The following is a 13564-nucleotide window of genomic DNA, read 5'->3' on the forward strand; positions in this document are numbered from 1 at the left end:
GTTCCTCATGGGTTGATCAGCTCCTGCCACGACACGCGGGTAAGGCTGCCGGACGAACCGGATGTCATCAGGCTGGAGGTCGTGCCGTTGTCGAAACTCTCTAGCATGTCGCCACCCACGAAAATCGGGTTATTGGGCAGTGACGTGAAGCCCACGCCAGCACTGGCCACTGACGTGCCGTTGGGCAGTTTGATCGTGCCCGCACCATTGCCCAGGAAGAACGGATTAGTGGGGCCGGCGCCGGTAAACGGATTGAGCGCCATCACCCAGCCGCTGCCCGACGGATTGCAGATATCCGTGACCACCGGAATGCGTGTGGTACCCAACAGCAGGTTGCCCTGGAACTGGTTGGGCGTGACCATGCGCTCACCCTGCGCGTTGTAACCCGTCACGTTGCCGCTGCTGTCGGTGGTGGGCTGCTCCAGATCCATATACCAGCCACCCTTGCCCACCAGATCGTTGGCAGCAGCGGTAGACACGGCACGCGCGCCGAGGGTCGGCGGCGTGGCGCTGGAATCGCCATCCACTTCGTAGATGATCGAACGTTGCTTCAGGTCGCTGCGCTTATACGGCAGCGCCGGAATGGCCGTGGGCGAGGTCTGTTGCACGACCTGCGCGATCACGCCATACCACGTCTGCACATTCTTGTTGGAGAGATCGCCCGAGCTCAGATATTCGCCGGTGCCGAAAAACAGCCACACGTTGCCTGTCGTGGGGTCGCGGCCCGCCAACATGCCGGCGGTAATGGGCTGGGCAACGCCGCCGCTGTCAGTCGCGGTAAACACCTTGCTGCCTGCGGTGCTCAGGTCCGCACTGATCGTGGTGACCTGGCTGGTTCCCGTGCCCGTGGTCGTGGTCGCCGTGAGCGGAAAGGACCATACCCGTCCCAACAAGTCACCGGCGTAGGCTTCCGTGCTGAGGCCATTGGCAGGGTTGTCCAGCCAGGCCACGGGAGCGGCCAGGCCATTGACGGTTGAGGAGTCAGTGGCGTGAACGCTCAGCGTGCCAGTGTCCAGCTGGAACTCCAGCAGCGATGCCGTGTTGTTGGCACTGTTGTAGCCATTGCCTATCAACACCTGCCAGTTGCCATCGGCCACTTGCGCGATCACCGGCTTGCCGGTCATCTGCCCGATAGCACCGTAGTTGGTCAGGCCGTCGCCGGCGGAACGCTCCCACAGCGGCGTGATGTTGGCGGGGTCGGTAACATCGATCGCATAGACGACCTCCGTCGGTCCGCGCCCCGAAGAGCCAACCAGGATGGTGTGCCAGGACGAACCATTGATCTTGGTCAACGACGGCAGGTACGCGTCGGCAATCGTCAACTCGCCGTCGTTGTAGTACTGGTGCGGAACACCGGCGGCGACGTTGCCATAGCTGGCGCTGGCCAGGTTTGCCAATCCGCCCGTGATCACTGCACCAGGCAGATAGGCAAAGACTTCGGAGCCGGTGCTGGCGTTGAACGCGTGCATCATGCCGTCGTTGGCGGCGACAAACACCAGCGGCGTGCGCTTGGACGCGGCGCTGGCAACGGCAGTGCCACTGCCATTGATGCTGCCGACGGCCCAGCTCTGGAAACTGTCCGTGCTGGTGCCCGTGGCGTTGATGCCCGTGAACGTCTGGTTCTGAAATTCGTTCGGGTTGGGCGCGCCGGAATACACCGGCTGAGAGTCCACGATATCGCCCAGCGGCGTGTCACGCGTGCGGTACGTGCCGGCTACTTCCAGTGTGTTGTCGCCACGCAGATAGTTGACCAGCGCCATTTGAGCGGTGGTTGCCGCTGTCCCGGTATTTCCACCGCTCAGTGCCGTCAGCTGGGCGCTGGAGAGCGCCGGCGGTGCGGAGGCCGTGTTGATGAACGGCACGAACTGCGAACCTGCCGCTGCCGTGGGGTTATAGGTGACGATATTGCGGCTGGGATACGTGGAGGTGGTGACCCCGCCCGTGGTGCTGACGGTAGCACTCTTCACCAGCATGTTCGCCGCGGACCACGTCGCCGACGTACTGATTGCGCCCGTCGACGAGTTGATCGTAAACGCCTGCAGGTCGCCCTTCCATTTGGCGGTGGTGTAGGTGGCCTGATAGGCCACCGTACCGGTAGTCAACTGGGTGGAGTTGGCCGACAGGCTGGCGCCCGAGCCTGTGCGCTGGGACGCGCGGTTCAGTGCATCGGTCAGGCCGCTGGTGAATGACTGCGGACTGGTGGCGGAATAAAAACCGCCATGGCCGTTGACCGCCGCGTGCGCCAGGTCGGCAATGTTGTAGATCGAGTTGGAAGCCGGCGTGGGCCAGCTGAAATTGCTGATGCTCGAATTGGGAACACCATTGGCCCAATTGAAGATGCCACTGATCGTCGCCGTCGACGGGCTGATGCCGACGGGCGTGAAACCCAACCCCATGGTAAAGGTGGTCATGTGCTGCCAGAAGGCGGGGTCAGCCGAATTGGTCGGCACCGAATTGGGCACACTCGTCTGCAGATCGGTGATCCAGTACTTCATGGCCACGTCGGCCAGCGTGTTGCTGTTGCCGTCCTTGTAAGGAGCCGCGGGCGTATACGTGTAGCTCAGGCCGTTGGGGCCAGTGCGTGTCGCGCTGGTGTTATCCACGTTGCCGGTGGTGCTGATATTGCTGGTGCTGTCGTTCCAGAAGCCGTCGGTGGTGAGGATGGTGTATGACTGGCGGCATGCGATCGTTGTGCTGGAACCCTGCGCGGAGGCAGGATCGGTGGACATCGTCGTCCATGGCTGCGAGGTCTGGTAATACTGACCTACCTGATCCAGCGCCTGGCGCAACGGCGTGCCGTTGCTCGCACTTTCTCCGGCAATCCAGTTCCAGAAATTGACCTTCTGGTCGGTGGATTTGCTGCCATCGCCAAAGGGCGCCACGTTGGCAATGTAATTGGTATCGCTATTGTAGTTGTCGGTGTAGGAATACTTGGACGACGGAAGCCCACTGCTGTTGTTGCCGTCGATCGAACCAAAGCCGACACGATAGTTTTTGTCGAGCGAGGAGAACGCGAGCATCAGGCCGCTTTTGGCCATCAGGATGCGCGTGTGATAGTAGGCGAACCAGTTGGCGATGTTCGTGCCCGCGGCGATACCCTTGGGCGCCGCCACGCCAGTGGTGTCGGTGGCAGGCACACAGTTCGTGTCGCCCGTCGCGCAAGTCGATGCAGCCACGAACTGGGTGGTATACGGCCCAGCGCCACCGTTGGAATCCGTCGAATACTGGAAATAGCTCAGGTAATAGTTGAACGTACAGAGCTGCGTGCTGCTGCTGTAGTTGAAGGATTTGCCGTCGTTATTGGCAGCGTTATAGGCGTTTTTGCACTTGGTATTGGAACTGAGCGTCTGGCTAAACGCCACCGTGTGCGTGCCCAGCCCCGAATAGCTGAGCGACCCGAAGTTGTTTTGACCTTCGCCGCGGATGTCCTTGTTCGAATAGTTGGTCAGGTTAGCGTTCGAGCTGCTTCCACTGAATCCGTCGATCGGCACGGCGGTGATATCGGTGTAGCTGGTGTAGCTGGAACCGTCGACCTTGACTGGAACGGTGTAGGTTACGGTGGGGTTGTAATAGACGCCGTTGTTGTTCGAGTCGATCAGCGCGGCGTTGTTGAACGCTGTCACACTGTCGGTACCATTGCCACTTGGCGTAGTGCCATTGGTCGTACCGCTGCAGGTCACGCCGTTCAAATAACAGGCATCGGGCATGTAATCCCACGCCATCGAGCCTGAGTCATCGAGCATCAGCACGATATTCGGCGGAATGGTGGGCTGCAGTGTCACTGGCTGCTGATCGATCGTCACCGTTGTGGTGGCGGCTTGCGCTGGCGTGTAGACGGCGCCAAGCAACCACACGGCCAGCGCCATGCCCAGCAAACGGCAGGCGCCCTGCTTGAAACGATGCGTCGGTCGTGTTGGCGTATTCATCGCGTTTCCATCGTGGAATGGAGTGTCTTGGCCAGAATGGCGAGGCAGGTGCTGCATGGACGGAGAAATCGACATGATCAGCCCTGTTTGACGATGGCTTGCAAGGTGACAACGGCACGGTCACCCACCACGGCGGGATTGCCGCTGCGCGCAGTGATGCGATAGAACACCACCGAACTGGAGCAACCCTGCGCGCCGTAATTGCGGCAATTGGCCGTCTGCCCACTACCCGTATTGCTGCTCTGGTCAACCCAGTTGCCCATGTTTTCCACCACGTATTCCGGCTGGCTCGCGGCCGTCGCGCTGGCGGTATAGGCGCCTGTTCCGGTGCCCGTGGCCACCGGATTGATATTGGCGGTGGTCAGCGTGGGATCGTTGAACGGATTGGGCAGGCAGGTCACGCCACCGGCCTGGCAGTTGTGCCAGATCAGTGTGGGTTGGGTGGGAATCAGCGCCGACGCCTCGCGTATTGCCGCTTCGGCGCTCTGGAACGCCACCTGGCGATCGTAAAGATTCGCCGCCATCCGCTGCTGCATGATGGTGCCGCGAACAGCCGCCAGGCCCACCAGGGTGATGAGTATCAACAGAATCATCGCCACCACCAGGGCAACACCGCGCTGGGACGATTTCATGGGTTCGCCGCGTGCGGCGCGATGTCGGAATGTGTTGGCCATCGTCATGTCACGGCACTCGATTGCGCAGTGTGGTGGTGCTGGTAAACGAACGCACCAGCGGCTTGCCGTCGACACCGGCAAGCTTGTTCGTACTTGCCAGCGTGAGCTGGACTTGCACGGCCGTTACCTGCGGCCAGTTGGTGACGCTGGCGGCCGTGCCAAATGCCGCATTGCCCAACGGCAAGTAGCTGATCTTCAGCGCGGTGACATTGCGCACCATTTCCTGGGCGGTAGCCGTGGTCCCGGTGGCGCTGGAAATGGCAGTCAGGCGATAAAGCGACGTCGTGCCAGCCGGGTTGTTGCCCAGATACCAGACCGACCCGCTGAGCAAGGCCATCCTGGCGTTGGCGAGGAAGGTGTACGCATTGGCGGTGCCGCAGCTGGTCGGATAGCCAAGGCCCAGCGAGCAATTGCCCGGAGGAATCGCCGAGCCGCTGTTGTGGGTCACCACCGTGCCACCGGCAGCATAAGAGTCGACCTGCATGATGGTGGAGTGGTCGAAATCGCAGACCATGATCAGACTGCCGGTCGTCAACAACGTGCTGGCGGCATTGATATTGATGTTGGCTGCACTGCTTGGCGTCACCGCCGAAACCACGACATCCAGGTTGGTGCTGCCAAGCGTGTGCACCGAGCTGGTAGCCGCCACCGGCGAAGTCGCGCCACTGGTGGGGAGCGTGCTCAATGCCGGGTCCTTGCTGGCATCGTCATACCCCAACAGGGTGTTGCTCCAGTCGGCGTACCACGGGATAGGCGCGTTGATCACGTTGGCGATGCGGCCGCTGCTTCCGTCACACCCCGTGTAACCGGCGCTGCGCACGTCGCGGGAAAGCAGCTCGAACGCGATGCGCGACGCATCCTGCACTTCGCCCAGCGCATCGTTCGTGCGGTAAGTCTGCTGACCCGCCAAAAACACGCTGGTCACGCCGCCGATGACAATCAGCCCCAACAACATGGCCACCATCAGCTCGATCAAGGTGAAGCCAGCGGCTCGCCTGCGCGTTCGAGTGCGGCGCATGGAATACTCACTCATAGCAGGGCCTGCGTGACAACTTGTTGGGTGGATGTGCCGCTAAGGCCGGCACGGCTGTCATCAAACTGGATGGTGACGGTGCAGTTGGCGGAATTCGTGCCGCTGGCGGGCGTGCAGGCAATCGTGCCAATGGTGTTGGCAGTGGCGCCGAGGTCGGCGCCAAGATGCGTGCACCACTGGTTGATCTGCACACTGGAGAGGCTCGAGCCGGCCGCAGGACAAGCATTGCCCTTCCAGGTGCCGTTGTAGCCGTTGGCCACCGCGGTATTGATGTCGGCACGCATCGAGTCGAGGATCGTATAGCTCTCGATGGTGGCCATGCTGCGCGCCATGGCGCTGTTGTTGGTGGACAGCGACTTGGCCTGCAGGGCCGCAATGCCGAGAAAACCGATGGAAAGGATCAGCACGGCCACCAGCACTTCGATCAGGCCGGCGCCCGACTGCGCCCTTGCGCGTGAAGGCATGCGCACCCGCTCAGATCGACTTGATGCAGCCGGCCGGCCGCACATACTCAGAATGAGATTGCTCATCACGGACATGTCCCCGTGTAAGACGTCACCGCCATGATCGAACCGGTCGACATCGTGATCTTCTGATGATTGTCGGCGCTCGTCGCCGTGGTGCAGATATCGGCTACCGTGCCGCCGTAGGGAGCGGTGGCACCCACTGCCTTGGCGAAGCCCGTACCGGAGAAGCGCAGGGCCGTCACGCTGCCGCTGAGCTGGATTGGCCACACGATGCCGGGCAGGCTGGCACGCACTTGCGTGGTGTTGGTCCCGCTGGTCAGCAGATAGATCGCGCCCACCTGCGTACCGCAGGCCGATCCCAAGGTGTCGGTGGTGTTGTTGGCGGCAGAATCGCTGCAGAACGCAATACTGCTGTTGCGCTTGACCGCCTCCATGCGCGCGACATTGACCGCCGCGATGATTTCATTGGTGGTGGTGGTGAGCCGGTTGGTCGCGATGATCCGGGTGAAGCTGGGCACGGCGATCGAGATCAAGATGACGGCCACGACCATGGTGATCACCAGCTCCACCAGGGTGAAGCCCTGCTCGCTGCGCACGGGCGCCCGCCTGCACGGCACAGGCCGTCGCTTGGCAAGCTTGCCAAATTCCAATCGATTCACGTTGCCCCCTACCCCTGGAACCATCAACGGTGCACTCCGTTGACGAATGGCCGGTACGAGAACACCCGACCCGCATGGGCGAACTGTACTCACGAGTTTTGAGGTAACCAGCCAGCAGCCGACGATTGGGGGCATCTTTCCGATAAACGGTCGGCAGCCGCCGCGCATTGGTGACGGCCGTCACTGCGCCATCGAGCAGCAGCCGACGGTTTCGCTAGGCATCGACAACCACTGAGCGGATAATTGGCGGTCCTTGCAACTGGCAGGCCCCTCTCCCTGATGTTTGTTCCCGGTCAACGTTGGATCTCCACCGCCGAGCCCGAGCTTGGCCTCGGCACTGTGCTGCGCGTCGAAGGGCGTGGTGTGCAGGTATTGTTCGCCAAGGCGGGGGTGCTGCGGCCTTACGCGGTCGACTCGGCGCCACTGGTGCGCGCGGAATTCCGCCCTGGCCAGCGCGTGGCCGGCAAGGGCCTGGCCTTTCTGGTTGAACGGGTGGAGATACGTGAAGACCTGCTGGTCTATCGCGGCGAAGGCCGTGAGCTGGAGGAAGGCCAGCTCGACGACGAACAAAGCGTCAGCCAGGCCGATGATCGCCTGATCGGTGGTCGTACCGACCCCGTAGCCCATTTTGAGCTGCGCCTGGAAGGCCTCAAGCGCCGTGCCGAGGCGCGCCGCTCGCCGGCATGGGGCCTGGCCGCCTCGCGCATCGGACTGGTGCCACATCAGTTGCGTGTGGCGGGCATTGCCTCCTCGCGCCGCCCTCCCCGCGTCTTGCTCGCCGATGAGGTCGGCCTGGGCAAGACGATCGAGGCGGGCATGATTATTGCCCGTCAGCTGGCCACGGGGCGCGCTGGCCGCGTGCTGATCCTGCTGCCCGACACGCTGGTCTACCAGTGGTTCGTGGAACTGCTGCGCCGCTTCAACCTCAGCTTCGCCATTTACGACGAAGAGCGTTGCGAGTCGCTGGAACAGGGCGGCGACACCGCCAATCCCTTCGAAGACGAGCAGCTCGTCATCGCCGACTTCAGTTTCCTGGAGCAATCGCCCAAGCGCGCCCAGCAGCTGCTGGAAGCCCGCTGGGACCTGCTGGTGGTGGACGAGGCCCATCACCTGGCCTGGTCGCCCGAAGCCGCCAGCCCGCGCTATACCTTGGTAGATCAGCTCGCCGCGGCCACGCCGGGCGTGATCCTGCTCACCGCGACGCCGGAACAACTGGGCCGCAGCGGCCATTTCGCCCGCTTGCGCCTGCTCGATCCGCAGCGCTATCACGATCTGGACGTCTATCTGTCCGAGTCGGACAAATTCCACAGCTTGTCGAAAGTGGCCGACCGCCTGCTCGACGGCAAGGCGCTCGACGAGCCGCAACTGGCCGCGCTGCGCGAGACCTTTGCGGGCGACGATGCCCTGCAGGCCCGCCTGGCCGATACGACCAAGCCGGAGCATGCACGCGAGATCCTCGCCGCGCTGATCGACCGCCACGGCACCGGCCGCGCCATGTTCCGCAATCGTCGCGCCAGCATCGGCGGTTTTCCCAAGCGCGCGCCGGTATGGCACCTGATCGACAAGGACACGCTGAGCGACGACGCGCGCCAGGCCTTGCTGGGCGAATTCCACGCCGACATCCAGCAACCCTCGCCAGTCATCGAGATCGACTACGGCAACGATCCGCGCATCGACGCGCTGGTCGCCCTGCTAGACGCGCATCCGCAGGACAAGTTCCTGCTGATCTGCCGCAGCCAGGCCAAGGTGCTCGCGCTGGAAGAAGCGCTGCGCACCAAGAGTGGCGTGGGCCTGGCCCGCTTCCATGAAGGCCTGGGCATCGTGCAGCGCGACCGCAATGCGGCGTACTTCGCACAACCCGACGGTGCGCGCCTGCTGCTGTGCTCGGAGATTGGTTCGGAGGGCCGCAACTTCCAGTTCGCTCATCGCCTGGTGCTGTGGGATCTGCCGCTGGATCCGGACCTGCTGGAACAGCGCATCGGCCGCCTCGATCGCATCGGACAGAAGCACGACATCAGCATCCATGTACTTGCTGTCGCCGACAGCGCGCAGCACGTGCTGGCCCGCTGGTATGACGAGGGCGTGGATGCGTTCCGTACCAGTCCCGCCGATGGCCGCGAGCTGCTGCGCCGTTTTGGCGACTCGCTCGCCCGTCTCGCCAGCGAGCACGCGCGCGGCGATGACAATCGCGACCAGGAACTCGAGGTGCTGCTGGCGGAAACACGCGGCGCACACGAGGAAATGGCGGAGCTGATCCGCGATGGCCGCGATCACCTGTTGGAACTCGCTGCCAGCCGCGACCTGCATGCCGATGAACTGGCGCAGGCATTTACTCGCGAAGACAACGACCCGAGCCGCGACGCCTTCATCCAGAGTCTGCTCGAGCGCTTCGGCATTCACGCCGAAGAACTGGGCGGCAAGGTCATGCTGCTCGATCCGCAATACCTCTCCACCGACGCCCTGCCCGGCTTCGCCGAAGGCCCGCAGGCGGTGACGTTCGCCCGTGAGGTGGCGCTCGCGCGCGAAGAACTGCCGCTGCTGCGGCTGGATCATCCGATGGTGTTGGGCGCACTCGACCTGACGCTATCCAACGAGCAAGGCAATGCGGCCTTCCTGGTGGACGATGCATTGCCGGTACGCAGCGCGTTGTTGCAGGCGGTATTCCTTATCGAATGCGTCGCCGACCGCAAGCTGGACGCCGAACGTTTCCTGCCGCCGCAGCCGATCGTGGTGACCATCGATACGCGCCTCATCGAGCGAGCGGATTTCCGCCCGAGCGACATCGGCCTGCGCAAGGCGGCGGACCGCAGCATCGAAGTGGCTCGCTACCGCAAGTTCCTCGCCAAACTGGTGCCGCCGATGCTGGAGAAGGCGGACGCCATCGCGGCCGAGCGTGCCAAGGCGAATGTGGATGAAGCCGTGGCCTTGGCCACCGACACGCTGGATGCCGAACTCTCGCGCCTGCTCGCGTTGCGTGCCGTGAATCCCGCCATCAGCGAGGCTGAAATCGCCGCCGTTGCGGATGAGCGCACCGCCTTGCTGCAGGCGCTGCCGGGGGCGCGTCTTCGACTCGACGCGGTGCGCTTTGTGGTGAGTCCGGACTTCCTCGCCCTGCGCTAACGCGGGGCGAGGAACATCGCATCGCGGCATTTCTGCCGCCCTGCAGCGCCTGCTGCAGGCGGCATCACCTACGCACGCTTCTAACCCAACGCAAAAGCCACGGCCGCTGCGGCGTGCAGCTCAGCCGTATTGAACAACGGCAGCAGGACATCGTCCTGCCGCAGCAGCAAGCCAATCTCGGTGCATCCAAGAATGACGCCTTGCGCACCGTTGATGGCCGCCTCCTCGATGATGGATCGATAGATCTCCCGCGACGCCTCGTTGATCACGCCGGCGCATAGCTCGTCGTAGATGATGCGATGGACGTCCGCACGCTGCGACTTGGACGGCACCACGCAATGCAGATTGAATCGCTCCTGCAGGCGGACGCGGTAGAAGCTCTCCGACATGGTGAACTCGGTGCCCAGCAGCAGAACCGAATGCAGACCCTGGGCGGCGATCGCCGCGCCGGCGGGATCGGCGATATGGATGAATGGCAAGCGGGTCGCACTAGTGATGGCATCCGCCATCTTGTGCATGGTGTTGGTCGCCAGCACGATGCATTCGGCGCCGCCCGCTTCGAGCCGACGCGCTGATGCGGCCAGCGCTGCGCCGGCGGCATCCCAGTCGCCTTCGCGTTGCCAGGTGGCAATCTCCTGGAAATTCAGGCTGTCGAGCAGCAGCCTGGCGGAATACAGCGGCCCGCATCGATCGCGGATGCCGCGATTGATCCACTGGTAGTAAAGCAGGCTGGATTCCCAGCTCATGCCGCCAATCAGTCCGATGGTGCGCACGTGAAGACTCCTGCTGCGCGGGCCCTCGCCCGCCGAGCACGAGTCTAGCTTTGCGCCACCAGCTGCATGCGTCCTTGCACCTGGAACAACCGGTAAGCGATTGCCAGCAGCGCGACCCAGGCCGCTCCGATATAGAGCGCGATGCGCGTATCCGGGCTGACGCCCAGCATCACCACCACAAAACCCAGGAACGCCACGCAGACGATGCCGCTCAGCGGCCACCAGCGCAGCCGGAACGCTGCCGGCGCCTCACCCCGCGCGCGCAACTGACGACGGAAGCTGTAGTGCGCCAGCAGCACCATCGTCCACGTCCACACGGTGTTGAACGAGAGGATCGACATCATCATGCCGAACACTTTGGCCGGCAGCAGATAGTTCAGCAGCACGGCAAGCAACAGCACCGCAAGCGTCACCAGGATCGCGCGCACCGGCACGCCCTGCTCGTTCACTTCGCTCAGCGCCGCCGGCGCCTGCCCCTTGCAGGCCAGGCTGTACAGCATGCGGCTGCCACTGAAGGTGGTGCAATTGAAGCCGGACAGCGCCGCGGTGATCACCACGAAATTGATCAGACCGGCCGCCTGCGGAATGCCGAGCTTGGCAAAGGTGGTGACAAACGGACTGCCGTGTTCGCCAAGACCCGTCCACGGATAGATGGCCATGATCACGAACAGCGCACCCACGTAGAAAATCAGGATGCGCCACAGCACCGAATTCACCGCGCGTGGAATCGTGCGCTCGGGCTGTGCCGCTTCGCCAGCGGCGATACCTACGGTTTCCACACCGCCAAACGAGAACACCACCACCGGCAGCGCCAGCACCATGCCGAGCAAGCCGTGCGGAAACCAGCCGCCGTTCGACCACAGGTTCGACAAGCCGGTGGGCCGTCCGCCATTGCCCCAGCCAACAAAGATGATGCTCAGCCCGCCCACGATCATCGCCAGCACCGTGATCACCTTCACCAGGGTGAACCAGAACTCCATCTCGCCGTAAATCTTCACGGTGAGCAGGTTCAGTCCGCCGATCATCACCACGCTGCCCAGCACCCAGATCCAGCGTGGCCAATCGGGAAACCACTCGTGCATGTACGCGCCCACGGCCGTGGCTTCGGCCATGCCGACGCCGACCATCAGCAGCCAGTAATTCCAGCCGGTGACGAAACCGGCGAAGGGGCCGAGATAACGCTGCGCATACACGCTGAAGGAACCGGCGACCGGATCGCGCACGGTCATCTCGCCCAGCGCGCGCATGATGATGTAGATCATCACGCCGCCGAACAGGTAGGCAAACAACACCGAAGGGCCGGCCAGTTTGATCGCATCGGCGGAGCCGAGGAACAGGCCTGCGCCGATGGCCATGCCGAGCGCCATGAAGGTGATGTGGCGCGGCGTCAGTCGACGCTGGAGATGCTGTGTCATGGAAACTGCCGGAAGACTGCGAGTGCTGCGATCAGCGCCAGAGTTTGCGCTGCGGCTTGATGGGGAGCTTGCCCCGCCAGTACTGGATCAATACAAAACCACCGAGCATGCCGCCCAGGTGCGCAAAATGCGCGATGCCTGCCTGCGTGCCGGTCACGCCCATGTAGAGCTCGGCCAGTCCGTAAAGTGTCACGAACAGCCAGGCGGAAATCGGGATCGGCAGGAAGATCAGGATCATCTTCTCGTGCGGGAACAACATGCCGAACGCCAGCAGGATGCCGAAGATCGCACCCGACGCGCCCAGGGTCGGATAGAAGCCGCCGGTAAACCAGTTCACCACCACCAGCTGCGCCAGCGCGGCGACCACCAGGCAGACGAAGTAATAGACGACGAAGTTGCGCGCACCAAACACGCGCTCGATCTGCCCGCCAAACATGAAGAGCGCCAGCATGTTCGAGAACAGGTGCGTCAGGCTGCCATGCATGAAGGCATAAGTGATCAGCTGCCACGGACGGAAACCTACCGAGACCAGGCCCTGCGCCCCCTGGGCGACCTGGTCCGGGCCCCACGGCCACAGCGCGAAGTAGGTCAGCAGCGTTTCGCCCATGATCTGCTGCAGGAGATACACCGCCACATTGGCGATCAGCAGGTTGCGAGTGACGGGAGGAAGGTCAAACGGCATATCGGGGCGAATCCGCGGGGCAATATTCCCAAGCGTACTGGTAGAGGCCGTGCATCGCCACGGCCAATGGCCATAAAGGGAGCCTCGGAAAACCGCGTACTTGCTCGCCATCCCTGCCAACGCAGGGATCCTGCGCCTTCGCTTCAGGTCCTGAGAGTCACCGGACTCCCGCTTTTGCGGGAATGACGGGGCATTGGGGGTGCCATCAAGGAAGGGAGCACGACGTGATCAAGAACTTCTCCCGACAACAGCAGGACGGCCCAGCTCAGCCGATGAACGCGGCCGGCTGCAGGATCTCGATCCAGTAGTCGTCGGGATCGCGAATAAATGCGATGTGCTTCATGCGTCCATCGCTCAGGCGCTTCTGGAACGTCACGCCCAAGGCCTCGAAGCGGGCGCAGGCTTCTTGCACGTTCGGCACGGAGACGCACAGGTGGCCAAAACCGCGCGGCTCGGCGTTGCCGTGGTGGTAGTGAAACGCCTCGTCGTGCTCGGTGCCGTGGTTGTGGGTCAGCTCCAGCACACCCGGCTGGCCGAGCACCCAGCGCAGGCGGGCGGCATCGTCCTCGGGGATGACCGAGCGATCCGGCGCCAGCACCAGGTACACGATGGTGAAGGCCGCCTCGGCAAAGTCCTGGCGGTGCACCGGCGTGAAGCCCAGTACGCGCGTGTAGAAGTCCAGCGAACGACTCAGATCCTTCACGCGGATCATGGTGTGGTTGAACACGTAGCCGTGGGTGGCGGCCTCGGGCGCATGGACGCCCGGCATGGCAAGCAAGGGGGATAGCGACATCGGGGTTCTTCCGGGGGAAAGC

10 protein-coding genes are annotated in these 13564 nt (G+C 63.2%); 1 reads left to right on the forward strand and 9 read right to left on the reverse strand.

All coding sequences use genetic code 11. The annotated features are described in order from the left end of the window. Positions 1 to 5 precede the first annotated feature (5 nt). The 5 genes from AB4Y82_RS03110 to AB4Y82_RS03130 all read right to left on the reverse strand — a co-directional run bounded on the left by AB4Y82_RS03110 (position 6) and on the right by AB4Y82_RS03130 (position 6696). Complete coding sequence (locus AB4Y82_RS03110; protein ID WP_441602671.1) at positions 6 to 3926, reverse strand: pilus assembly protein; 3921 nt, start codon at positions 3924 to 3926, stop codon at positions 6 to 8. Positions 3927 to 4003: 77 nt separating this feature from the next. Beyond that, positions 4004 to 4558, reverse strand: coding sequence for a pilus assembly PilX family protein (locus AB4Y82_RS03115; RefSeq protein WP_441602670.1), 555 nt, complete (start codon positions 4556 to 4558; stop codon positions 4004 to 4006). A gap of 49 nt (positions 4559 to 4607) precedes the next feature. After that, the gene (locus tag AB4Y82_RS03120; RefSeq protein ID WP_441602669.1) at positions 4608 to 5618 is read right to left on the reverse strand and encodes a prepilin-type N-terminal cleavage/methylation domain-containing protein; all 1011 of its coding nucleotides are present in this window, start codon (positions 5616 to 5618) and stop codon (positions 4608 to 4610) included. Positions 5619 to 5629: 11 nt separating this feature from the next. Then, positions 5630 to 6097 (reverse strand): type IV pilus modification protein PilV, encoded by a 468-nt coding sequence (gene pilV / locus AB4Y82_RS03125; RefSeq protein ID WP_441602668.1) that lies wholly within the window; start codon positions 6095 to 6097, stop codon positions 5630 to 5632. Positions 6098 to 6162: 65 nt separating this feature from the next. After that, a complete protein-coding gene (locus AB4Y82_RS03130; RefSeq protein ID WP_441602667.1) occupies positions 6163 to 6696 on the reverse strand; it encodes a GspH/FimT family pseudopilin in 534 nt (177 codons plus the stop codon). 342 nt (positions 6697 to 7038) lie between these two features. On the opposite strand from AB4Y82_RS03130, the gene rapA reads away from it, so the two are divergent. Next, positions 7039 to 9879, forward strand: a complete 2841-nt coding sequence (rapA, locus tag AB4Y82_RS03135) for an RNA polymerase-associated protein RapA (protein ID WP_441602666.1) — start codon at positions 7039 to 7041, stop codon at positions 9877 to 9879. A gap of 80 nt (positions 9880 to 9959) precedes the next feature. Here rapA and AB4Y82_RS03140 read toward each other — a convergent pair whose 3' ends face one another. The 4 genes from AB4Y82_RS03140 to gloA all read right to left on the reverse strand — a co-directional run bounded on the left by AB4Y82_RS03140 (position 9960) and on the right by gloA (position 13542). Beyond that, positions 9960 to 10652 (reverse strand): aspartate/glutamate racemase family protein, encoded by a 693-nt coding sequence (locus AB4Y82_RS03140; protein WP_441602665.1) that lies wholly within the window; start codon positions 10650 to 10652, stop codon positions 9960 to 9962. Positions 10653 to 10696: 44 nt separating this feature from the next. Beyond that, entirely contained in the window at positions 10697 to 12067 is a 1371-nt protein-coding gene (locus AB4Y82_RS03145; RefSeq protein ID WP_441602664.1) for an amino acid permease, read from the reverse strand. Between the two features lie 31 nt (positions 12068 to 12098). After that, entirely contained in the window at positions 12099 to 12749 is a 651-nt protein-coding gene (locus AB4Y82_RS03150; protein ID WP_441602663.1) for a rhomboid family intramembrane serine protease, read from the reverse strand. A 265-nt stretch (positions 12750 to 13014) separates the two neighbouring features. Continuing rightward, positions 13015 to 13542: a lactoylglutathione lyase gene (gene gloA, locus AB4Y82_RS03155; RefSeq protein ID WP_441602662.1), complete on the reverse strand. Its 528-nt coding sequence runs from the start codon at positions 13540 to 13542 to the stop codon at positions 13015 to 13017. Between the last annotated feature and the right edge of the window lie 22 nt (positions 13543 to 13564).

Origin of the sequence: Dyella sp. 2YAF14 (assembly GCF_052114725.1) — a bacterium.
Classification (GTDB): domain Bacteria; phylum Pseudomonadota; class Gammaproteobacteria; order Xanthomonadales; family Rhodanobacteraceae; genus Dyella.

What these genes read in the sequence shown, in the direction of transcription:
- AB4Y82_RS03145 (WP_441602664.1), bottom strand. Translation starts at nt 12,067, where the DNA reads ATGACACAGCATCTCCAGCGTCGACTGACGCCGCGCCACATCACCTTC.
- AB4Y82_RS03110 (WP_441602671.1), bottom strand. Translation starts at nt 3,926, where the DNA reads ATGAATACGCCAACACGACCGACGCATCGTTTCAAGCAGGGCGCCTGC.
- rapA (WP_441602666.1), top strand. Translation starts at nt 7,039, where the DNA reads ATGTTTGTTCCCGGTCAACGTTGGATCTCCACCGCCGAGCCCGAGCTT.
- pilV (WP_441602668.1), bottom strand. Translation starts at nt 6,097, where the DNA reads ATGCCTTCACGCGCAAGGGCGCAGTCGGGCGCCGGCCTGATCGAAGTG.
- gloA (WP_441602662.1), bottom strand. Translation starts at nt 13,542, where the DNA reads ATGTCGCTATCCCCCTTGCTTGCCATGCCGGGCGTCCATGCGCCCGAG.
- AB4Y82_RS03150 (WP_441602663.1), bottom strand. Translation starts at nt 12,749, where the DNA reads ATGCCGTTTGACCTTCCTCCCGTCACTCGCAACCTGCTGATCGCCAAT.
- AB4Y82_RS03120 (WP_441602669.1), bottom strand. Translation starts at nt 5,618, where the DNA reads ATGCGCCGCACTCGAACGCGCAGGCGAGCCGCTGGCTTCACCTTGATC.
- AB4Y82_RS03115 (WP_441602670.1), bottom strand. Translation starts at nt 4,558, where the DNA reads ATGAAATCGTCCCAGCGCGGTGTTGCCCTGGTGGTGGCGATGATTCTG.